Origin of the sequence: Streptomyces sp. NPDC018045 (genome assembly GCF_044327445.1) — a bacterium.
Lineage (GTDB): Bacteria > Actinomycetota > Actinomycetes > Streptomycetales > Streptomycetaceae > Streptomyces.
Genome location: NZ_JBIRFL010000014.1, coordinates 1 through 22124, shown reverse-complemented (window position 1 = coordinate 22124; position 22124 = coordinate 1). Strand labels below are relative to the sequence as shown.

General features: G+C 74.6%; 15 protein-coding genes. 11 read left to right on the top strand and 4 right to left on the bottom strand.

The window, feature by feature from the left end; translation table 11 throughout:
- Positions 1-144 precede the first annotated feature (144 nt).
- Together ACH4EB_RS26175 and glgB are read left to right on the top strand one after the other, a co-directional pair.
- Positions 145-1716: a maltokinase gene (locus ACH4EB_RS26175; protein ID WP_398350169.1), complete on the top strand. Its 1572-nt coding sequence runs from the start codon at positions 145-147 to the stop codon at positions 1714-1716.
- A gap of 208 nt (positions 1717-1924) precedes the next feature.
- Entirely contained in the window at positions 1925-4459 is a 2535-nt protein-coding gene (gene glgB, locus ACH4EB_RS26170; RefSeq protein ID WP_398350167.1) for a 1,4-alpha-glucan branching enzyme, read from the top strand.
- 188 nt (positions 4460-4647) lie between these two features.
- Here the strand turns inward: glgB and ACH4EB_RS26165 are convergent, their stop codons facing one another.
- Positions 4648-5061 (bottom strand): DUF4259 domain-containing protein, encoded by a 414-nt coding sequence (locus tag ACH4EB_RS26165; RefSeq protein ID WP_398350165.1) that lies wholly within the window; start codon positions 5059-5061, stop codon positions 4648-4650.
- 125 nt (positions 5062-5186) lie between these two features.
- Positions 5187-6875 (bottom strand): MFS transporter, encoded by a 1689-nt coding sequence (locus tag ACH4EB_RS26160; protein ID WP_398350303.1) that lies wholly within the window; start codon positions 6873-6875, stop codon positions 5187-5189.
- Positions 6876-7055: 180 nt separating this feature from the next.
- On the opposite strand from ACH4EB_RS26160, the gene ACH4EB_RS26155 reads away from it, so the two are divergent.
- The gene (locus ACH4EB_RS26155) at positions 7056-7742 is read left to right on the top strand and encodes a TetR/AcrR family transcriptional regulator (RefSeq protein WP_398350164.1); all 687 of its coding nucleotides are present in this window, start codon (positions 7056-7058) and stop codon (positions 7740-7742) included.
- A 168-nt stretch (positions 7743-7910) separates the two neighbouring features.
- On the opposite strand, the gene ACH4EB_RS26150 is transcribed toward ACH4EB_RS26155, so the two are convergent.
- Positions 7911-9326: a cation:dicarboxylate symporter family transporter gene (locus ACH4EB_RS26150; RefSeq protein ID WP_398350163.1), complete on the bottom strand. Its 1416-nt coding sequence runs from the start codon at positions 9324-9326 to the stop codon at positions 7911-7913.
- Between the two features lie 183 nt (positions 9327-9509).
- Between ACH4EB_RS26150 and ACH4EB_RS26145 the strand changes: the two genes are divergently transcribed.
- From ACH4EB_RS26145 to ACH4EB_RS26125, 5 genes are all read left to right on the top strand, one after another.
- The gene (locus tag ACH4EB_RS26145) at positions 9510-11261 is read left to right on the top strand and encodes an ATP-binding protein (protein WP_398350161.1); all 1752 of its coding nucleotides are present in this window, start codon (positions 9510-9512) and stop codon (positions 11259-11261) included.
- Positions 11258-11959: a response regulator gene (locus tag ACH4EB_RS26140; RefSeq protein WP_398350159.1), complete on the top strand. Its 702-nt coding sequence runs from the start codon at positions 11258-11260 to the stop codon at positions 11957-11959. Before ACH4EB_RS26145 ends, ACH4EB_RS26140 begins: the two co-directional genes overlap by 4 nt.
- Before the next feature lie 62 nt (positions 11960-12021).
- The gene (locus ACH4EB_RS26135) at positions 12022-13386 is read left to right on the top strand and encodes an extracellular solute-binding protein (RefSeq protein ID WP_398350158.1); all 1365 of its coding nucleotides are present in this window, start codon (positions 12022-12024) and stop codon (positions 13384-13386) included.
- Positions 13383-14300 (top strand): carbohydrate ABC transporter permease, encoded by a 918-nt coding sequence (locus tag ACH4EB_RS26130; RefSeq protein WP_398350156.1) that lies wholly within the window; start codon positions 13383-13385, stop codon positions 14298-14300. The genes ACH4EB_RS26135 and ACH4EB_RS26130 overlap by 4 nt, the downstream gene beginning before the upstream one ends.
- 4 nt (positions 14301-14304) lie before the next feature.
- Complete coding sequence (locus tag ACH4EB_RS26125; RefSeq protein WP_398350155.1) at positions 14305-15156, top strand: carbohydrate ABC transporter permease; 852 nt, start codon at positions 14305-14307, stop codon at positions 15154-15156.
- Between the two features lie 759 nt (positions 15157-15915).
- Here the strand turns inward: ACH4EB_RS26125 and ACH4EB_RS26120 are convergent.
- On the bottom strand, positions 15916-19830 hold the full coding sequence (locus ACH4EB_RS26120; RefSeq protein ID WP_398350153.1) for a hypothetical protein: 3915 nt from the start codon (positions 19828-19830) through the stop codon (positions 15916-15918).
- 286 nt (positions 19831-20116) lie between these two features.
- Between ACH4EB_RS26120 and ACH4EB_RS26115 the strand changes: the two genes are divergently transcribed.
- From ACH4EB_RS26115 to ACH4EB_RS26105, 3 genes are all read left to right on the top strand, one after another.
- On the top strand, positions 20117-20824 hold the full coding sequence (locus ACH4EB_RS26115; RefSeq protein ID WP_398350152.1) for an XRE family transcriptional regulator: 708 nt from the start codon (positions 20117-20119) through the stop codon (positions 20822-20824).
- Between the two features lie 32 nt (positions 20825-20856).
- Positions 20857-21492, top strand: coding sequence for a disulfide bond formation protein DsbA (locus ACH4EB_RS26110; RefSeq protein ID WP_398350150.1), 636 nt, complete (start codon positions 20857-20859; stop codon positions 21490-21492).
- A gap of 298 nt (positions 21493-21790) precedes the next feature.
- On the top strand, positions 21791-22124 hold a 334-nt coding region (locus ACH4EB_RS26105; RefSeq protein ID WP_398350148.1), incomplete at its 3' end, for an ATP-binding cassette domain-containing protein.

Here is a 22124-nt window from a genome sequence, read left to right as displayed (position 1 = left end):
CCCGGCGTCAGGGGTAATGCCCACGGACGCCGCTGCCGTACGGACGATCCTCACCCGACACGTCCCGCACCGCCGCACAGTCAAGGCCGCATTCCGGGACACTCTGCCCTACCTGTCGTGTGCCCGGGGAAAGGACGCGACGCCATGTCGGAGACCGCCTCGACCCGTGCCATCCGCAGTTCGCATGACCGCCTCTCGACCACCGCGCCCGCGCTGTTGTCCTCCCTCGTCCCCCTGCTGAGCGAATGGCTGCCGCGACAGCGGTGGTTCGCCGGCAAAGGGCGGCCGATCACGGGATTCACGCTGGTGTCGGCGACCGAGTTGCTGCCGTGCGCGGCGGGTGGCGCCACACCGGGGCTGCTGCATCTGCTCGTACGGGCGCAGCAGTCGGCGGCTCCTCCCGGGGCCCCGCATCCGGCCCCACCGGGGAGCCCGGCCGGTCAGGCCGCCGCGCACCCCGGGGGCCCGGCGGCGAGCGCGGACTGCTACCAGCTCCTGCTCGGCGTGCACAGCGCCCTGCCGCCGCAGCTCGCCCCCGCCGTGATCGGCCGCCCCGCCGGCGGCCCGCTGCACGGGCGCACGGTCTACGACGCCCTGCTGGACAACCGGCTGTGCGCGCTCCTGCTGGAGCGGCTGCGGGTGCCGGGGCGGCTCGGCGGGCTGCGGTTCCGCCGGGTGGCCGACAGCACCATCTCCTCCGGGATGCCCGCCCGCCCGGTCACCGCCGAGCAGACCAACTCCTCGGTGGTCTACGGCGATGCGTACATCCTCAAGGTGTTCCGGCGTACCGCGCCCGGCCTCAACCCGGACCTGGAACTGCCGCTGGCGCTGGCCCGCGCCAAGTGCGGACGGGTCCCGGCGCCCGCCGCGTGGTTCGAGACCGACCCGGAGGCGGGCGAGGGCGAGCCGGTCACGCTCGGGGTGCTCCAGCCGTATCTGAGCGGCTCCGCCGACGGGTGGCAGCTCGCCCTCAACGCGCTCGCCGTACAGGCCGACTTCACCAGCTCGGCGCGGGCGCTCGGGCACGCCACCGCCGAGGTGCACACCGCGCTGGCCGAGACACTGCCCACCACCGAGCTGCGCCGCCCCCAACTGGACGCGGTCGCCGCGCAGATGAACGAGCGGCTGGTGGCCACCGCGCGCGTGGTGCCCGCGCTGCGGCCGTACTGCGCGCGGCTGCGCACCGCCTTCGACGACCTCGCGGCGCTCGGGCACGACGGCCGCGCCTGGTCCGCGCAGCGCATCCACGGCGACCTGCACCTGGGCCAGACGCTGCGGACCGCCGACGAGGGCCGCTGGTCACTGATCGACTTCGAGGGCGAGCCGTCCCGGCCGCTGGCCGAGCGGCGGCGTCCGCAGCCGGCGGTGCGCGACGTGGCGGCCATGCTGCGCTCATTCGACTACGCGGCGCGCAGCGGCCCTTCGGGCGGCGACCCGTGGTCGCTGGAGTGGGCCCGGCGCACCCGGGCCGCCTACTGCCTCGGCTACGCGGAGGCCGGCGGGCTCGACCCGCGCTCGGCGCCCGAGCTGATGCGGGCCTACGAGACCGACAAGGCCGTCTACGAGGTGCTGTACGAGGCCCGCCACCGGCCGAACTGGCTGCCCGTACCGATGGCCGCGGTGCGGCGGCTGGCCGGGGCGCAGACGTCCCGGGGCGCCGCGGGCTCCGACCCCTGTGCCGGACCGGACCCGGGCGGGGCCGATGGGCGTGCATGAAACGGCGGGAGCGGGCCACCCGCAGCGGTACGGAGCACCGGGCCGGGCGCGGCTCGCCGGAGCCGGGCGTCCGGGGCCCGTGGCCGTCACCGCGGCCCGCGCGGCGGGCACCGCGCCGCGGGCCCCGGCCGCGCCCGCGCCGCGCCCGGCACGTACCAGACCCCAGTACCTCAGACAACCCTGACATCTGGCCGAGGAGGCTCCTCTCGTGACCGCCCGTTCGTCGTCCCGCCGCCCATCGCAAGAACCCGCGTCCGCCCGCGGCCCGGCCGTCCGGGGCGCGTCCCCGGAGGCGGCCGCCGGCCGGCCCGGTGTCCCGGCGACCTTCCTGCCGGGGCGTGATGAGCCTGCCGGGCCCGGCGGGGCCGCCTCGCCCACCGCTCCCTCCACGCCCTCCGCGTCCGCCCCCGCCGACGCCCCGTCGTCCGCGGAGCGGCCGCCGCACCAGCGGGACCACGGCGAGCCGCTGCCGGAGCGGCCCGGACGCGCCCGGCCCGACGGCGGCGCGGCCGAGGCCGCGCCGGAGCCCAGCGGCGGGAGCCACGGAGTGCGGACCGCACCGCCGCCCGACCCCGGGGACCGTGACCGGCTGCTGTCCGGCGCGCACCACGACCCGCACGGTCTGCTCGGCGCCCACCCGGTGCGCGGCGGTGTGCTCTTCCGGGTGCTGCGCCCGTACGCGAAGGCCGTCACCGTCCTCGCCAAGGGCCTGCGCGCCGATCTGCACGACGAGGGCGACGGGCTGTTCGGCGGTGTCCTGCCGCTGTCCGCGGTCCCCGAGTACGAGCTGCTGGTCTCGTACGAGGACAACGACGTGAGCGTGCACGACCCGTACCGCTTCCTGCCCGCCGTCGGTGAGCTGGATCTGCACCTGTTCGGTGAGGGCCGCCACGAGGAGCTGTGGCGGGCGATGGGCGCGTGGCCGATGGTGCACCAGGGGGTGACCGGCACCCGCTTCACCGTCTGGGCGCCGAACGCCCGGGGTGTGCGCGTGGTCGGCGACTTCAACTACTGGGACGGCACCGGGTTCCCGATGCGCTCGCTCGGCTCGTCCGGTGTCTGGGAGCTGTTCCTGCCCGGGGTGGGCGAGGGCGAGCTGTACAAGTTCGAGATCACCCGGCCGGACGGCTCGAAGACGCTGCGCGCCGACCCGATGGCCCGCCGTACGGAGTGCCCGCCCGCCAACGCCTCCGTCGTGCACGCCTCGCACCACCGGTGGCAGGATGCCGCCTGGATGGAGCGGCGTGCCGAGCGCCCGGTGCACGAGGCGCCGTTCTCCGTCTACGAGGTCCACCTGGCGTCCTGGCGCCCCGGGCTCACGTACCGGCAGCTCGCCCAGCAGTTGCCCGCCTACGTCAAGGACCTGGGCTTCACCCACGTCGAGCTGATGCCGGTCGCCGAGCACCCCTTCGGCGGCTCGTGGGGCTACCAGGTCACCGGCTTCTACGCGCCGACCGCCCGGATGGGCACCCCCGACGACTTCAAGTACCTGGTCGACGCGTTGCACCGGGCCGGGATCGGGGTGCTGATGGACTGGGTGCCGGCGCACTTCCCGCGCGACGCCTGGGCGCTGGCGGAGTTCGACGGGCGGACGCTGTACGAGCACGAGGACCCGGCGCGGGCCGCGCACCCCGACTGGGGCACCCTGGAGTTCGACTACGGCCGCGCCGAGGTACGCAACTTCCTGGTGGCCAACGCGGTGTACTGGTGCGAGGAGTTCCACATCGACGGGCTGCGGGTGGACGCGGTCGCCTCGATGCTCTACCTCGACTACTCCCGGGAGAGCGGCGAGTGGACGCCCAACGCGCACGGCGGGCGGGAGAACCTGGACGCGGTGGCCTTCCTCCAGGAGATGAACGCCACCGTCTACCGGCGCTGCCCCGGTGTCGTCACCGTCGCCGAGGAGTCCACCGCCTGGGACGGCGTCACCCGCGCCACCCACCACGTGGGGCCCGGCGGCTTCGGCGGGCTGGGCTTCGGGCTGAAGTGGAACATGGGCTGGATGCACGATTCGCTGGGCTACGTCAGCAAGGAACCGGTGCACCGCAAGTACCACCACAACGAGATGACGTTCTCGATGGTGTACGCGTACTCGGAGAACTACGTGCTGCCGATCTCGCACGACGAGGTGGTGCACGGCAAGCGGTCGCTGGTCTCCAAGATGCCCGGTGACTGGTGGCAGCAGCGGGCCACGCAGCGGGCGTACCTGGGGTTCATGTGGGCGCACCCGGGCAAGCAGCTCCTGTTCATGGGGCAGGAGTTCGCGCAGGGGGCGGAGTGGGCCGAGGGGCACGGCCCCGACTGGTGGCTGCTGGACCCGTCGTACTCGGCCGAGCCCGACCACCGGGGCGTACGGGACCTGGTGCGCGACCTGAACCGCCGCTACACGGACACGCCCGCGCTGTGGGAGCGGGACACCGTGCCGGAGGGCTTCTCCTGGGTCGTCGGCGACGCCGGTGAGGACAACGTCTTCGCGTTCCTGCGCTACGGCAGGGACGGCACCCCGCTGCTGGCGGTCTCCAACTTCTCGCCGGTGGTACGGCACGCGTACCCGCTCGGGGTGCCGGAGGACGTGACGGCATGGCGGGAGGTCCTGAACACGGACGAGGCGCGGTACGGCGGGAGCGGGGTGGCCAACCCCGAGCCGCTGGTGCCCGACGCGGCCGTGCCGTGGCACGGGCGGCCGGCGTCCGTCACTCCCGTGCTGCCGCCGCTGGCCACGGTCTGGCTGCGGCCGGCCTGACGGCGGTCCCTCGCAGGGCGGCGGGGGCGGGCGTGGGGGTGCCCTCGCGGCGGTCCGCCGCGGGCCGGTGGCCGGGCGGGGCCGAGCGTGGCCGGGCGTGGCAGCGGGCGGAAGGCACAGACGGCGGGTGGCAGGCTGTGGGCGGCAGGCGGCGTTCGACGGACTGCGGGCAGCGGCCTGCGGGCTGGTCAGTCGGGCCGGGCCGTCAGTTCCGCGCGCAGCCGGGCCATACCCGCCCGCCACTCCCTGCCGCCGTCCGCCGCGTCCCACAGCTCGGCCAGCTCCGAGTCCGGCGCGCACACCCGGTCCAGGGCGTGCACCGCGAGCACGGCGAGCTGGGGCGGCGGCGCGGGGATCGTGAGGTCCGGGGCGTACGCGGAGCCGGGCGGGGAGGCGCTCGCGGCGCGGGCGGCGGCCGTCAGAGCCGCGGCGGCCACGGCCATGGCGCCTTCCGGTGCTTCGAGGTAGTCCCGTTCGGCGGCGGCGGTGGAGAGCACGCCCCGTATCGCGCCGAGCCGCCGGTCCGCCGGCATGGCGGCCAGGTCGTCCAGCAGATCCGCCGCCGCGTCGTGGTCGAACGGCCCCATGCCCCAGGTCCCCATCGGCTTGCACCCCTCACTCGCTCCCACCCCGAAACGCCCGCACTCCACCACCGGGCCGATTGCATCGTGGCACCTGCCACTGACAATCGCCCCCGCGGTGGAGTGCGGGATCGCGCGGATCCGGCTCAGGCGCGCGGCGCCGCGCTGCCGCTGCCCGCCGCGACCGGCTCCCGGGCGGCCTCCGGCCCGGCGTCCGGCTCCTGCGTACGGCGGCGACGGGGCAGCAGTACGGCGACCAGCACCGTCCCCGCCCCGAGGACGACCGCGCCGATCAGGCTGGTGTGCGCCACCGCGTCGGAGAACGCCCCGCGCACCGCGTCCGCGACCGCCTGGGCCTGCTGGAGGCCGAGCGCCTGGGCCTGCTCCGGGCCGACCTTCGGCGCGGCGCCGCTCGCGACCTGCTTGCCGACCTCCTTGGCCACCGCCAGCCCGGCGCCCACCGAATCCTGCGCGGTGGACAGGGCGTCGCCGGGCAGCTTCGGGCCGCCGTGCGCCGCCGCCGAGGCCGCCGCGTCGGACAGCTTGGTGGAGTAGGTGCTCGCCAGGACGGAGCCCAGGATGGCGATGCCGAGCGAGCCGCCCAGCTCGATGGAGGTGTCGTTGACCGCGCCGCCGACACCGAGCTGGTCCTCGGGGAAGGCGCCCATGATGGCGTCGGTGCACGGTGACAGGGACAGGCCGATGGCCAGGCCCAGGACGATGAGCGGGGCGAGGAAGTCCCCGTACGAGGAACCGGCGTCCACGCGGGTGAGCAGGGCCAGGGCGACCGTGCCGCCGACCATGCCGGTGGTGACGGTGACCTTCATGCCCAGCCGCGGCGTCAGGAAGCCGGTCAGCGCGGCGCCCACGAAGACCGCGCCGGCCAGCGGCAGCATCCGTATGCCGGTGTCCAGCGGGGAGTAGCCCAGGACGAACTGGAGGTGCTGGGTGAGGTAGTAGAACGCGCCGAAGACCGCGAGGAAGAAGAGGGCCACGGCGAGGTTGGCGCCGGCGAAGCCGCGGTGGACGAAGCGGCGTACGTTCAGCACCGGGCGCGGGTGGCGCAGCTCCCAGACGACGAACAGCACCAGGCCGACACCGGCGGCCACCGCGGCGCCGACGGCGCGGGCGTCCCAGCCGAAGTGCGGTCCCTGGATGAGCATGTAGATCAGCGAGCCGACCCAGACGACGGACAGCAGGCCGCCGACGTAGTCGAGCCGGTCGCTGTGGCCCGCCTTGGACGCCGGAACGACCAGCAGCGCGCCCACGATGCCGAGCGCGGCGACCGGCACGTTGATCAGGAAGGACGAGGCCCAGCCGTGGTTCTCCAGGAGCGCGCCGGCCACCAGCGGGCCGACGGCGATGGCCAGTCCGGCGGTCGCGGTCCAGATGGTGATGGCCAGTGCGCGTTCGCCGCGCGGGAAGGCGGCGGCCAGCAGGGACAGCGTCGCGGGCATGATCATGGCCGCGCCCACGCCCATCACGGCACGTGCCGTGATCACGCCGCCGGAGCTGTCCACCAGGGCGCCCGCGACCGAACCGCCGGCGAAGACCAGCAGGCCGAGGACGAGGGCCCCGCGGCGGCTGTACTTGTCGCCGACGGCGCCGAGCATCAGCATCAGCGCGGCGTACGGGACGGTGTAGGCGTCGATGACCCACTGCAGGTCGGAGCTGCTCAGGCCCAGGTCGGCGGTCATGTCGGGGGCCGCGACGGTGAGCGAGGTGTTCGCCATCACGATGATCAGCAGGCTCAGGCACAGTACGCCCAGGGCCCACCAGCGCTTCGCATAGGGCCGGTCCGTCTCGTGGACCGGCCGGGTCTCCTTCGGAGGCACCCGATTCACCCCTGACTCCTCGAACGTTCTCGTGGTCGAGCACAGTGCGTGCACGATCTTGCACACCGCTGTGCAATTACACAGCGGTGTGCAATTTACGTCGCTGCACAGCCATGTGCAAAATGAGACGGGAGCGGGACCGTGACCGCACGCGTCCGCCGACCGAGGAGCCGCCGCGCCATGACCGCACTCACCAGCCGCGCCCACGCCAACCGCCGCCGGATCATGGACATCGCGCTGACCGAACTGCTCCGGCACCCGGACGCGACCATGGACCAGATCGCCCGCGCCGCCGGCGTGGTGCGGCGCACCGTCTACGGGCACTTCCCGAGCCGGGAGGCGCTGATCACCGCACTGACGGACGCCGCCGTCGACGATGTGACGACCGCCTTCGCCGACGGCACGGCCGACCCGTCCGAACCCGCCGACGTGGCGCTGGCCCGGGCCACGCTCGCCGCGTGGGAGTGCGCCGACCGCTACCGGCTGCTGGTCTCGCTCGCCCAGAGCAACGTCACCGACGCGGGCATCCGGGCCCGCCTGGAGCCCGTACGGCGCCGCGCCACGACCATCCTGACGCGCGGCCTGGGGGCGGGGCTGTTCCGCTCACCGCTCACTCCGCGCGCACTCGCCCACGTACACGAACACATGCTGTTCGGGCTGATGCAGGCGGTCAACGACGGCGACCTGAGCGCCGTGGCGGCCGGGCCCGCGGCGGCGGAGACGGTGCTGGCGGCAGCGGGCGTACCGGCCGAGCGGGTTGCGGAAGCGGTACGGGAGGCGGAGGCGTCACCGGTGACGGGGGCGGCGCGGGAGACGGGGGCGGCGCCGGAGACGCCGGACGGCCGGGCGGCCGGGCCGCAGGGGTGACGGCGGGAGCGACCGGCCGGCCGGCGGAGCGGCCGGCTGACGGGGGCGACCGGCGCGGCGCCGCCGCAAACCGGCCCCGCGCCGGCCCCGTACCGGCCCCATGCCGACCCCGCATCGGCCCCGTACCGGCCGCGAACCACCCCGAACCCGCAAGGCGCGGCAGATGGTTCAGACCTTCGCCGGCGCCTTCGGCCCGGCCGCGTGCGGCTCCGGTGCGCCGTCCGGCGCCGCGTCGGAGTCCGCGGTGTGGCCGTCCGGGCTGAGGGTGCGCTCGTCGAACGGCAGCTTGCCGGCGAGCACCTCGCCCGCCCGGGCCTTGTCGATCTCCTTGGTCCAGGTGCCGACGAGGACGGTGGCCACCGCGTTGCCCGCGAAGTTGGTGAGCGCGCGGGCCTCGCTCATGAAGCGGTCGATGCCGACGATCAGACCGACACCGTCGACCAGTTCGGGGCGGTGCGACTGGAGGCCGCCGGCCAGCGTCGCCAGACCGGCGCCGGTCACGCCCGCCGCGCCCTTGGACGCGATGATCATGAAGACGAGCAGCGAGACCTGCTGGCCGATGGTCAGCGGACTGCCCATCGCCTCCGCGATGAACAGCGAGGACATCGTCAGGTAGATGGCGGTGCCGTCGAGGTTGAAGCTGTAGCCGGTCGGCACGGTGATGCCGACGACCGGCTTGCTGACGCCCAGGTGCTCCATCTTCGCGATCAGCCGCGGCAGCGCGGATTCGGAGGAGGAGGTGGACAGGATCAGCAGGAACTCCCGGCCCAGGTACTTCAGGAGGGAGAAGATGTTCACCCCGGCGATCAGACGCAGCAGCGCGCCGAGCACGACCAGGACGAACAGCAGGCAGGTCAGGTAGAAGCCGACCATGATGACGGCGAGCGATTTCAGCGCGTCCACGCCGGTCGCGCCGACCACCGCGGCCATCGCGCCGAACGCGCCCACCGGCGCGGCCCACATGATCATGGAGAGCACGCGGAAGACCAGGCGCTGGAGGTGCCCGATACCGCGCAGCACCGGCTCGCCGGAGGCGCCCATCGCCTGGAGGCCGAAGCCGACGAGCAGCGCCACCAGCAGTGTCTGGAGCACCTCGCCGTGGGTGAGCGCGGAGACCAGCGTGTCCGGGATGATGCCGAGCAGGAAGTCCGCGGTCGACTCGGCGCCGCCCTTCGTCTGCGCCTGCCCCGCGTGCCGCAGCGACTCGGTCAGGTGCAGGCCGGAGCCCGGTTCGAGGACGTTGCCCACCACCAGGCCGATGCCCAGCGCGACCGTGGACATCACCATGAAGTAGCCGAGCGCCAGGCCGCCGACCGCGCCGACCTTGGCAGCCTTGCGGACCGAGCCGACGCCCAGCACGATCGTGCAGAAGATCACCGGCGAGATCATCATCTTGATCAGGTTCACGAAGCCGGTGCCCAGCGGCTTCAGCCCGACGGCGAAACCGGGGGCCGCGAAACCCACGGCGATGCCGGCGAGCACGGCGACGATCACGGCGATGTAGAGGTAATGCGTCCGGTCCCGCGTGCGCTGCGGTGCGGTCTGCTCGGTCGTCCCCCCGGGCGGTGGGGTCTGTGCGGCCACGGCTGACTCCTCGGTATGTGGTCCTGCGCCGGTCTGCGGCTCTGCAACCCGTACGCGGCCCGTGTCGTGCCGGTACGCGGCCCGTACGCAGGACGGTCCCGGTGACTATGCACGGCGGCCGTGGCGCCCGTCACCCTTGCGTGCGTTTCGTTCACGGCTGAAGGAACGGGCAGACTGTCGCCCATGCCACGTTCCCAACAGGGGGATCCGCCGCGTCCCGCACAGCCCGCCCGTGGCGCGTCCCCCGCGCCCCGGCCGCGCGTCCGGTGGCCGCGCAGCCTGGCCGGGCAGCTTTTCGCCGTGCAGGTGGTGCTGGTCGGCGTGGTGGTGGCGGGGTACGCCGGTTTCGCGTACGTCAGTGCCGGGCGGCAGGCGGAGGAGACCGCACGGCGGCAGACGACGGCGGTGGCGGCCGCGGTCGCGGACGCGCCGGCGGTGGCGCGGGCGGTGCGCTCGGCCGATCCCACGGCGGAGCTCCAGCCGTACACCGAGCGGCTGCGGCGGGACGCCGGGGTCGACTTCATCGTGATCATGGACACGACAGGCAAGCGATGGACGCACCCCGAACCGTCCGCCATCGGCCGTACCTACCTCGGCCGGACCGCCCAGGCCCGGGCCGGCCGCACCCACACCGAGACGTACCGGGGCAGGCTCGGCCCGTCCGTACGGGTCATCACGCCGGTCCGGGACCAGGAGCGCGGCGGACGCGTCGTCGCCCTGGTCAGCTCCGGCATCACCGTCGCGACGATCGGCGACGGGCTGCGCCGGGAGGCCATGGCCCCGGCCGCCGTCGCGGCCGGGGTGCTGGCGCTGGGCGGGCTCGGTACGTACCTCGTCAACGCGCGACTGCGCCGGCACACCCACGGCATGAACGCCGCCGAACTGAGCCGTCTGCACGACTACCACGAGGCGGCGCTGCACGCGGTGCGCGAGGGGCTGCTGATGCTGGACGGGGAGCGGCGGGTGGCGCTCCTCAACGACGGAGCGCGCGAGCTGCTCGGCCTGCGCGGCGATCCGGTCGGCCGGCCGGTCGCCGAACTGGGCCTGCCGGCCGGCCTCACCGGGGCCCTCCGCTCCCCCGCTCCGCACACGGACGAACTCCACCTCACCGACGACCGGGTGCTGATCGTCAACACCTCCCCGGTCTCCGGCGGCGAACGGCGCGGCACCGTCGTGACCCTCCGCGACCACACCGAACTCCAGGCGCTCCTGGGCGAACTGGACTCGGTACGCGGGGCCACCCGGGCGCTGCGCTCGCAGGCGCACGAGGCCGCCAACCGGCTGCACACCGTCGTCTCCCTCGTCGAACTGGGCCGCACCGACGAGGCCGTGGACTTCGCCACCGCCGAGCTGGAGCTGGCCCAGGCCCTCACCGACCAGGTCGTCGGCGCGGTCGCCGAACCCGTGCTCGCCGCCCTCCTCCTCGGCAAGGCGGCCCAGGCCAACGAACACGGCGTCGAACTCGTCCTCACCCCCGACAGCCGCATCGACGACGGCGTGCTGCCCGTGTCCCTGCCGCCGCGTGACCTGGTCACGGTGCTCGGCAACCTGCTGGACAACGCGATCGAGGCGGCGCCCGAGGGCGCGCGGGTGCGGGTCACCGCGCTGGCCGACGGCGGGGAACTGCTGCTGCGGGTGGCGGACAGCGGCGGTGGTGTCCGGGGCGTGGCGGACGCCGAGGACGTGTTCCGGTGGGGGTGGAGCACGAAGGGCGGCGCGGGCCGCGGGCTCGGGCTGGCGCTCGTACGGCAGGCCGTGCGCCGGCACGGCGGGAGCGTACGGGTGGGCGAGGCGGCCGAGGGCGGCGCCGAGTTCACGGTGCGCCTGCCGCTGCGGGCCGGTGGCATCGCGGCCGGGGACACGGCGACGGAGGGCACCGCGGCCGGAGCGCGCGAGGCCGGAGCAGGCGCGGCCGGAGCGGGCGGGGCGGGATGAGCGCGTCGCACACCGACGCCGGGACGCCGCCGCTGCGGGTGCTCGTCGTCGAGGACGACCCGGTGGCGGCGGACGCCCACGCCCTGTACGTGGGCCGGGTGCCGGGCTTCACCGTGTCGGGCACGGTGCGTTCGGCCGCCGGCGCCCGGCGGCACCTGGACCGGCACGGCGTCGATCTGATCCTGCTGGACCTGTTCCTGCCGGACGGGCACGGCCTGGTGTTCGTCCGGTCGCTGCGGGCGGCCGGGCACGGCGCCGACGTCATCGCCGTCACCTCCGCCCGCGACCTGGCCGTCGTCCGGGAGGGTGTCTCGCTCGGGGTCGTGCAGTACGTGCTGAAGCCGTTCACCTTCGCCACCCTGCGCGACCGCCTGCTGCGGTACGCCGCCTTCCGCGCGGCCGCCGGCGAGGCCGACGGGCAGGAGGAGGTGGACCGGGCGCTCGCGGCCCTGCGCTCGCCGCAGCCCGCGGCCCTGCCCAAGGGACTGACCGCGGCGACCCTGCGAGCGGTGACCGACGCGCTGCGTGCCGCCCCCGGCGGACTCGGCGCCACCGCGGCCGCCGAGGAGATCGGCATCTCCCGCATCACGGCCCGCCGTTACCTCGAACACCTCGTCGACACGGGACGCGCGGCCCGCGCCCCGCAGTACGGTCAGGTGGGCCGCCCCGAATTGCGCTACCGCTGGTCGGGGCATTGACCTCCCCTTATCCCTGACTTACGGTCACCGGGCAGCCTGCCGTGGCTGGTTGGAGGTATGCCGTGCGCCGCACCGCTCCGATGGCTCTGCTCACCGCCGCCGTGCTGGCCGCCGGCACGCTCGCCGCCTGCGGCGGCGGTTCAGCGGGTGACAAGAACACTGTGAAGGTCGCGTTCATCAAGGACACCAACAACAAGGTGACGGTCCGGGACGACTACATCGAGATGGTGGCCCGCGCGTTCGAGAAGGCCCACCCCGGCAAGAAGGTCCGGCTGATCCCCATCCAGGCGTCCGAGAACGACTACTACGCCAAGATCCAGCAGATGATGCGCTCCCCGAAGACCGCCCCCGACCTGGTCTACGAGGACACCTTTCTGATCAACTCGGACATCACCGCCGGACTGCTGCGCCCGCTGGACGATCACCTCGCCACCTGGGCGGACTGGAAACAGTACGAGCCGGCCGCGAAGGCCGCCGCGCGGGCGCGGGACGGCAGGACGTACGGCGTACCGGACGGCACGGACACCCGCGGCCTGTGGTTCAACAAGAAGATCTTCAAGAAGGCGGGGCTGCCGCAGAACTGGCAGCCGAGGACCTGGGACGAGGTCCTGGACGCGGCCCGCACCATCAAGCGCGAGGTCTCCGGCGTCATCCCGCTGAACGTCTTCACCGGCAAGGGCGCGGGCGAGGCCGCCGTGATGCAGGGCTTCGAGATGCTGCTGTACGGCACCGGCAAGGACCCGCTCTACGACCCGGCGACCGGGAAGTGGGTCACCGGGAGCAAGGGCTTCCGGGACAGCCTGGAGTTCCTGCGCACCGTCTACGGCGAGAAGCTGGGCCCCGACGTGTCCGACGCGCTCAGCCCCACCATCCAGACCAACGTCGCCACCGAGCTGATGCCCGAGGAGAAGCTCGCCATCAACCTCGACGGCTCGTGGCTGGGCCAGCAGTGGCAGCCGAAGGGCGGCGGCAACCCGTGGCCCGAGTGGCCGACGACGCTCGGCCGGGCGGCGTTCCCCACCCAGCACGGCGCGGCGCCGGGCCGGGTCAGCCTGGCGGGCGGCTGGACCTGGTCCGTACCGCGGCACTCCCAGCGGCCCGACCTCGCCTGGAAGCTGATCGAGACGCTCCAGACGCGGCGCAACGCGGTGGAGTGGTGCGTACGCGGCGCGCAGATCGCGGTACGCAAGGACGTGGCGGCCGACCCCGCGTACCTGAAGTCGCTGCCCGGTATCGACTTCTTCACCGGCCTGGTGGAGATCGCCCGATACCGGCCGGCGCTGCCCGTCTACCCCAAGGTGTCGGCGGCGATCGGCGAGGCGATGGAGGCGGTCACCTCCGGTGCCGCGACGCCGGCGGAGGCCGCGGCGGCCTACGACGAGCAGCTCGGGTCCATCGTGGACGGACAGGTCGTCGCCAAGCCATGAGCCGCGCCGCCCCGACGGGCACCGCGTACGGTACGGCGGGCCGCGGTGCCCGGTCCCGCCGCCGGGACCTGCTGCGCTGGTCACCGCTCGCGCCCGCGACCGTCCTGCTGCTGCTCTTCCTCGCCGGTCCCATCGGCTACTGCGGCTACCTCGCCTTCACCGACATGCAGCTCACCGGCCAGGAGTCCACCTCCTTCGTGGGCCTGGACAACTTCCGGCACGCCTTCGGCGACCCGGCCTTCCGCAACGCCGTCGTGCTGACCCTGGTCTTCACCCTGATCTCCTCGGTCCTGGGCCAGAACACCCTGGGCCTGGCGCTCGCCGCGCTGATGCGGCGTGCCTCCAGGACCGTCCGCACGGTCACCGGCGCGGTCGTCCTGACCGCCTGGGTCCTGCCGGAGATCGTCGCGGGCTTTCTGCTCTACACGTTCTTCGAGCGGCGCGGCACGCTCAACGCGCTCCTGGAGTGGCTGCACCTGCCGGCCCAGAACTGGCTGTTCACGCTGCCGATCCTGGCCGTGTCGTTCGCCAACGTCTGGCGCGGCACGGCCTTCTCGATGCTGATCTACTCGGCCGCGCTCTCCGGGATCCCCCAGGAGGTCACCGAGTCCGCCGAGGTGGACGGGGCGAGCGGCCGGCAGCGGCTGTGGCATGTGACGCTGCCGATGATCCGCCGCTCCATCGGCACCAACCTGATGCTCAACACCCTCCAGACGCTCTCCGTCTTCGGGCTGATCTGGGTCATGACCCGCGGCGGTCCCGGCAACCGGAGCCAGACACTGCCGGTGTTCATGTACGACCAGGCGTTCCTGAAGTCGCTGATCGGGTACGGCACCGCCGTCGCCCTGCTGCTCCTGGTGGTGGGCGCCCTGTTCTCCGCCGTCTACCTGCGTCTGCTGCGCGAGGAGGTGTGACGCGGTGCCCGCCTCGCGCGCCAGGCCCCTGCTGACCCGCCGCGCCCGGCGCCGCCTCGCCGCCGACGCGGCGCTGCTCGTCGTGGCCGTCGCCTTCGCCGTACCGCTCGCCTGGCTGGTGCTCTCCTCGCTCGACACCGAGGCGACACTGCGGGTGCGGGTGCCCGGGGCGCCCTCGCTGGACAACTTCTCGGCGGTCCTGACGGACGAGATCACCTTCACGCCGATGCTCAACAGCCTGGTGCTGTGCGGCAGCGCCACCGCCCTGACGGTCGCCTGCGCGGCGCTGGCGGCCTACCCGCTGTCCCGCCACCGCTCCCGGTTCAGCCGCCCGTACCTGCTGACGATCCTGTTCTCGACCTGTCTGCCCATCACCGCGATCATGGTCCCGGTGTACGCGCTGTACGTCCAGGTCAACCTGATCGACACGGTGTACGGCACCGCGCTGTTCCTCGCGGCCTCCCAGCTCCCGTTCGCCATCTGGCTGATGAAGAACTTCATGGACGGCATCCCCCGGGTCCTCGAAGAGGCCGCCTGGACGGACGGCGCGTCGTGGTTCCAGACGCTGTGGCGGGTGATCCTGCCGCTGATGGGACCGGGCGTCACGGTCGTGACGATCTACACCTTCGCCATCATGTGGGGCAACTTCTTCGTGCCCTTCCTGCTGCTCCTGTCCCCCGAGCAACTGCCCGCCTCGGTCAGCATCTTCACCTTCTTCGGCAACTACGGCGCCATCGCCTTCGGCCCGCTCGCCGCGTTCTCGATCCTGTACTCGACGCCGGTCGTCCTGCTGTACGTGCTGATCTCGCGCCGGCTGGGCGGCGGGTTCGCGCTGGGCGGCGCGGTGAAGGGCTGACCCGTTCCCTCCCGGAGGAGGAACCGTGAGACCGAGACCCACCGCGATACCGTGCACCGTGGCCGCCCTGGCCACCGCCGCGTCGGCGGTCCTGGCCGCCGCGCTCCCGGCCGGCGCCGCCCCGGGTACCGGCCCGTCCCGTACGGCCGCCGCGACGGCGGTCCGCGGGGGCGACGTCCTGTACAGCGCGTCCGGCCGCTGCACCGTCGGCTTCAACGCCACCAAGGGGAACACCCATTACGCGATCATGGCGGGCCGGTGTGTGGGCGGCGCCCGGGACTGGTACGCCGACGCGGCCCGTACCGTCCACGTCGGGGTCACCGAAGCCGTACGGTTCCCCGGCGAGGACCACGCCCTCGTCCGCTACACCAACCCGGCCGTCTCCTACCCGGGCGAGGTGGACCTCGGCGGCCGGTACCTCGACATCACCGGCGCCGCCCGGCCCGTCGTCGGCCAGTCGGTGTGCCTGGCCGGGCCCACGGCCGGGCAGCACTGCGGGCGGGTGGACGCGGTGAACGTGAGCGTGACCTACCCGGAGGGCACGGTGTCCGGGCTCGTCCGCACGTCGGCCTGTGCCGAGCCGGGTACGGCGGCGGGCCGCCCCGCCGTCTCCGGCAGCACCGCGCTCGGCCTCGTCACGGGCGGCAGCGGCACCTGCGCGTCCGGTGGCACCACGTACCTCCAACCGGTCGTCCCGGCACTCCAGGCGTACGGCCTGACCCTGCACCAGCCCCGCGCCCGCCACCGCGGGCGCGGGGCTCACGCGCAGTTCCAGTCGGACGGCACGCCCCGCGCCGTCTGCGCCCAGTGGCCCTCGCGGCTCAGCCGGCAGATCGTCTCGGCCGCGTCGGCCACCACGATGTACCACTCGCGGACCGTGCCGTCCGCGCTGCCGCTGATCAGGGCCTGACCGTCGGGCCAGAACGACAGGGACAGCACACTGCCGGTGTGCCCGGACAGCACGGCCGACGTGCGGCGGGCGGCCACGTCCCACAGGCGTACGGTGTCGTCGTCCCCGCCCGAGGCCAGCGTGCGGCCGTCCCGGCTGAACGCCAGGGAGGCGATGCTGCTGGCATGGCCGCGCAGCCGGCCGGCCGGCCGGCGCCCCGGCACGTCCCACAGCAGGATGTCGTGGTCCGTGCCGGACGTGGCCAGGGTCCTGCCGTCCGGCGCGAAGGCGGCGGCGAAGATGGGGTAGGAACGGCCGGTGAAACGGGCGGTCTCGTCGAGGGTGGCCGTGTCCCGCAGCCGTACGGTGCCCCGGTTGTCGGCGTTCTCGGTGATCGCCAGAGTCCTGCCGTCCGGCGCGAAGGCGACGGCGGACCCGCTGCCCGCCAGCTTGCGCGCGGCCGTCCGGCGGTGCCCGGCCACGCCCCACAGGAACAGGTTGCGGTCGTCCCCGACGGTGGCCAGGCTGCTGCCGTCCGGCGAGAAGGCCACCTGCCGGACGGTGTTGGTGTGCCCGCGCAACGTGGCGAGCAGCCGGCCGGTGCGCGCGTCCCACAGCCGGACCGCGCGGTCGGCGTGCACGGAGGCGAACACGTCGTTCCTCGGCGAGAAGACCAGGCTCGTGATCACCCCGGGCGGCGTGCCGAGCGTCCGCAGCGGCCGCGGCCGGTCGGCCGACCACAGCGTCAGTTCGCTGCCCGCCGCCGCGATGATCCGGCCGTCCGGGGATACCGCGACCGCGGTGATCGCGCTCTGCCGGCCGCCGAGCCGTTCCGGGCCCTGGCCGGCGACGCGCCACAGCCGCACCGTCCCCGTGTCGTCGTCCGAGGGCGCGGCCAGGGCGGAGCCGTCCCGTGCCCACGACAGCGCGCTCGCCGACTCCGCGCGGGCGGTGAACTTCTCGCGGGCGCGCCGGGCCTCGACGTCCCACAGCCGGACGATGCCGTCGTAGCTGGACACGGCCAGGGTGCGGCGGTCCGGCGACCAGGCCAGGGCCGTGATCCGGTCGGCGGTACCGGCGAGCTGGCCGGTCTCGCGGCGCCCGGCGACGTCCCAGAGCCGCACCGTGCGGTCCCCGCCACCGCTGGCGAGAGTGCGGCCGTCGCGGCTGAAGGCCAGCGCGAGCACCTGCTGCAGGTGGCCGGTGAGCACGGCCAGCGGCCGGTGGGTGCGCGCGTCCCACAGCCGGACCGTACGGTCGTCACCGGCCGACGCCAGCACCTTCCCGTCCGGCGAGAAGGCCACCGCCGACACGTTGCCGGTGTGCCCGGTGAGGTCGGCGACCGGACGCCGCGAGGCCACGTCCCACAGCCGGACCGCCTTGCCGGTGCTGCCGGAGGCGAGGGTGCGGCCGTCGTGGGAGAAGGACAGCGACATCACGCGGCCCGAGGGACCGGTCAGCACGCCGAGCAGGCGGCGGCCGGCGACGTCCCACAGACGGACGGTGCCGTCGTCCCCGGCGGTCGCCAGGACCCGGCCGTCCGGGCTGAAGGCGAGCGCGTACACCGAGCCGACGTGGCCGATGAGGGTGGCGAGCATGCGGTCCGTGGCGGTGTCCCACAGCTTGACCGTGCGGTCCACCGAACCGGTGGCCAGGGTACGGCCGTCCGGGCTGAAGGCCACCGCGTTCACGACGCCGGTGTGCCCGGTGAACTGGTTGGCGCGGTAGGCGGCGTAGGCGCTGAGCAGACTGCCCCGCGCCTCGACCGTCGCCGCCTGCCGGTAGCCGTACAGCGCGGTCAGCGCCGCCGCCTGGGGCTGCTCCCGGCGCAGTTCGGCCGCCTCCGCCGCGTACTGGCGGGACACCGCGATCCGGCGCTGCCGCTCGGCATCGGCCCGCTGCTGGAAGGCGACGCCCGCCGCGATCAGGGCGAGCACGAGAAGGGCGCTGAGCGACGCGGTGAGCCAGCGCGCGCGGCGGCCCCGCCGCCGGTCGGCGCCGGTGGCGCTGCGCAGGAAGTCGCGCTCCAGGGCGTTGAGCGCGAAGCCGTGCCGGCGTGCCCAGGTCTGCGCGCCGGCCAGTTGCGCGCCCCGGTACAGCGCGCCCGCGTCCCGGTCCAGTTCGTGCCACGCCTCGGCGGCGGCGGTGAGCCTGCGGTGGGTGCGCAGCGCCTCCCGGTCCTCGTCGAGCCAGTGCCGCAGCCGGGGCCAGGCCCGGATGACGGCCTCGTGGGCCACCTCGACCGTGCCCTCGGACAGCACGACCAGCCGGGCGGCGGCCAGTTGGCGCAGCAGCCCGTCGATCTCCTGCGGGCCGGCCAGGCCGTCCAGCTCGCGACGGGCCAGCCGGCGCCGGGTGTCCTCCGTCCCCTCGCCGAGCGCGGTCAGCCGCAGGAACACCGCCCGCATCACGTCCCGCTGCCGGGGCGCGGCCTCGTCGTACATCCGCTCGGCGGTCTGCGCCACGGCGCCGCGCATCCCGCCGGTGGCGCGGTAGTCGGCCAGCCGCAGGGTGTCGCCGCGGCGCCGGTGCCACGCCTCGCGCATCGCGTGCCCGACCAGCGGCAGCGCGCCCGGCTGGCCGGCCGCCTCGGCGAGCACCGCCTCCACCAGGTCCGCGTCCACCTGGACGCCGGCCCGGACGGCGGGCTCGGCGATGATGTCCCGCAACTCGGCCCGGCTGGGCGGCCCGACGGGAAGCTGGGCGGCCGTACGCAGGGCGGCGACCAGCCCCGGGTGGACGAAGCAGCGTGCGTAGAAGTCGGCCCGGATGCCGACGGCCAGCCGGATCCGCCGGTCGTCGGAGCGGGCCAGGCCGGCCACGGCGCCGAGGAAGGCGGTGCGTTCGGCCTCGTCGGCGCAGAGGGTGAAGGCCTCCTCGAACTGGTCGATGACCAACAGCACGCGGGCGGTGGCGGGCCGCGCGGCGAGCCAGGTGCGCAGGGCGAGGTCGAGGGCGGCGGGGTCCTGGTCCATACGGCGGCGGAGGGTGGCGGCGTGGTCTTCGGGGGTGCGGGGGCGGGGTTCGGGGGTGCGGGGTTCGGTACGGGCTTCGGTGCGGGCCGGGGGTTCGGAGGCGGGGCCGGCCGGGGCGGTGGTGCCCGGGTCCTCGTCCGCGGCTGCCGGGGCCGTGGCCGGCTCCCCCGCCGTCGGGACCGTGTCGGGGACCCGCGTGCCGCCGTCCGGCGGGTCCGGTTCCGCCACCAGGCGGGCCACCGCCTCCGCGAGGGCGCCGAGCGGGCGTGCCCCGGGGGTCAGCAGCACCGGGCGCCAGGGCGCGCCGAGGTGGGGCAGCAGCCCGGCCCGCAACAGGGAGGACTTGCCGCTTCCCGAGGCGCCGAAGACGACGGTGAGCGGGTGCTGTTCGACGCGCCCGGACAGCTCCTTGGTGAGGGTCGCGCGGCCGAAGTACTCCGCGGCGTTCGCCGCCTCGAAGGCGGCCAGCCCCGGGTACGGGCACCGGGGTGTGACCGGCGCGTCGTCGCCGGCCCCGGCGGCGGCCCGCCACCGCGCCTCCCACTCGGCACGGTCCCCGCCGCACGCCTGGGCGTAGGCCAGGACGACGTCCAGCGTCGCCAGCCGCTCCCCTTTGGCCGCCTCCGCGAGCGTACTGGCCGAATAGTGCGCCGTCTTGGCCAGCGTGCGGTAGCTCGGCGTGCCGGCCCGCTGCCGCAACTGCCGCAGTTCCCAGGCCAGCCGCTCCACCGGCCCGGCCTGCGGGTCCACCGGCCGTTCGGGCCGTCCCAGCCGGGGCTTGTGCTGCCCTCCCCCTGCGATCCCCGCCACCTTCTTCCCTGCGCCGGGGCCGCCCCCGCGGCCCGATTCCCCATTGTCCGGCCTGCCGGTCCCGTACGAGCCGCACTTTCGGACAACTCCACGGCGCCGCGCCGCCGTGGTTCCAGCGCCGTCGGGGGGCGCACGGGGGGGTACGGCGTGGCCACGCGCCGCGCCCCCGGCGTACCGGGCTTACCGGATGTACCGGGCCGGCCACCCGGAAGCTCCCGTAGCTTCCTACGACTTCGCGTCCTGTACCTCCGCACCATGGGTACGCCGGTACCGCCACCCCTACCGTGTGCCGGTGACCACGCACCCCACCGGCGGCCCGCCCGGACCGCCGTTCGACGCCGCGGCGGCGCGGCGGCTGCGCGCGGCGCTCGGCATGACGCACGCACACGTCGCGTACGGGATCCGGGCGGCGTTCGGGCTCCGGGTCCTGCCCGCGGCCGTGGCCGCCTGGGAGCGGGGCGAGGCGTCCCCTTCGGAGGACGAGCTGACCGCGCTGGCCGGAGCCCTGTGGTGCGCGCCGGGCGAACTGCTCGCGGCGCCCCGGACCTTGCGCGAACACCGGCTCGCACGCGGCCTGACGGCGGACGGCCTGGCGCTGCGCATCGGGATGGAGCCCGCCGCGTACGCGCGGATGGAGGCGGCCGGGACCTGGACCGGCACCGACCGGCAGGCGGCCGCGCTGGCCGAGGCGCTGCGGCTGCCGTGCCGTGCGCTGGTCCGGCTGACCGGCCGGGACGGGAAGCTGGCCGGGCTGCTGCGCGGTGCCGCGACCACCCGCTGGCAGGCGTACGTCCGGCCGGTCGGCAAGCTGGTGCCGCTGCCGAAACCGCGCGTACAGGCCGCCCTCCAGGGGCTGCACGGCGATTACCAGGGGCTGATGACCGCCTCGCTGAACTGGGGCGGCGGCGGGAGCGCCGACGAGTCGGGGCGGGCCGGGCAGGCGTTCCTCGATGGCATCCTGGAGACGTTCTGGGCGCGCGCCGGCGGCGGCTGACCGCGTCCGGCCTCGACGGCGGGGAGGCACGGATGGACGGGACGGCGCCCGCGGCGGCTGCCGGGCACGGCGTCACGGCGGACTTCTGGGGCGACCCCGTCTGCCCGTACACCTGGATCGCCGCGCAGTGGATCCGGGAAGTGACCCGGGTCCGCCCGGTCCGGGTGCGTCTGCGGCTGATGAGTCTGCAGGTGCTCAACGAGGGCCGCGCGGCCGATCCCGAGGACCCCGACGGTGCGTGGGGCGCGTACCTGTGGGCGCCGGTGCGGGCCTGCGCCGCGGTGGAACAGCGGTACGGGCCCCAGGCGCTGGACCGCTTCCACCGGGCGCTCGGCGTCCGGCTGCACCACCGGGGCGAGTGGGACGGCATCGAGGGCGCGCTGTCCGACGCGGGGCTGCCGCGTGCGGTGGCCGCGGCGGCGTGGACCACGGAGTACGACGCGGTGATCCGGGCCTCGCACGCGCGGGCCGTCGCCCTGGTCGGCGAGGACGTCGGTACGCCGGTCGTCGCGGTGGGCGGCGTCGCCTTCTTCGGGCCGGTGGTCTCGCCCGCGCCCCGGGGCGAGACGGCCGGGCGGCTGTGGGACGGTGCCCTGAAGATGGCTTCCGTACCGGGCTTCCACGAACTGCGCCGGCCGGCCCCCGCCGAACCGGACTTCGGTCCCTGACCGGACACCGGGGCCCGCTCGCGGGTCCGTCCGCCCGGAGCGCGGACGCGGGCCCTTACGTCGGCCATAAGTCGGACGCCCGTCCCTCCACGGGATGACGGAACCACCATGGGTCGGACTTCCGGCCGGTACGGCTTTCCCCACTTCGGGCTGAGGCGCCGCGGCCCCCGTACGGCCGAGAATGGAACAGCACCACACACCCGGCTCACGGGGCTCTTGCGGCCCCGCGCTGACCGGTGTCCCGCCGGGGCCCGGGTGCCCCGGCGGCCCCGTCCGTCCCCATCTCAGGAGTTCACCCGTGTCCCACGCGGCCGCTTTCCCCGCCCCCGCCCGAGCCACCGCGGCCGTCGCCGCCCGTGCCACGGACCTGAGCAAGGTCTACGGCGAGGGCGAGACCCGTGTGGTCGCGCTGGACCAGGTGTCCGTCGAGTTCGGCCGGGCCCGCTTCACCGCCATCATGGGCCCGTCCGGTTCCGGCAAGTCCACACTGATGCACTGCATGGCGGGCCTGGACTCCATATCGTCCGGCTCCGCGCGGATCGGGGACACCGAGCTGACCGGCCTGAAGGACAAGAAGCTCACCCAGCTCCGCCGCGACAAGATCGGCTTCATCTTCCAGGCGTTCAACCTGC

Coding starts and splice junctions, on each gene's coding strand:
- ACH4EB_RS26175 (WP_398350169.1), top strand. CDS start 145: ATGTCGGAGACCGCCTCGACCCGTGCCATCCGCAGTTCGCATGACCGC.
- ACH4EB_RS26165 (WP_398350165.1), bottom strand. CDS start 5,061: ATGGGGACCTGGGGCATGGGGCCGTTCGACCACGACGCGGCGGCGGAT.
- ACH4EB_RS26155 (WP_398350164.1), top strand. CDS start 7,056: ATGACCGCACTCACCAGCCGCGCCCACGCCAACCGCCGCCGGATCATG.
- ACH4EB_RS26145 (WP_398350161.1), top strand. CDS start 9,510: ATGCCACGTTCCCAACAGGGGGATCCGCCGCGTCCCGCACAGCCCGCC.
- ACH4EB_RS26140 (WP_398350159.1), top strand. CDS start 11,258: ATGAGCGCGTCGCACACCGACGCCGGGACGCCGCCGCTGCGGGTGCTC.
- ACH4EB_RS26130 (WP_398350156.1), top strand. CDS start 13,383: ATGAGCCGCGCCGCCCCGACGGGCACCGCGTACGGTACGGCGGGCCGC.
- ACH4EB_RS26110 (WP_398350150.1), top strand. CDS start 20,857: ATGGACGGGACGGCGCCCGCGGCGGCTGCCGGGCACGGCGTCACGGCG.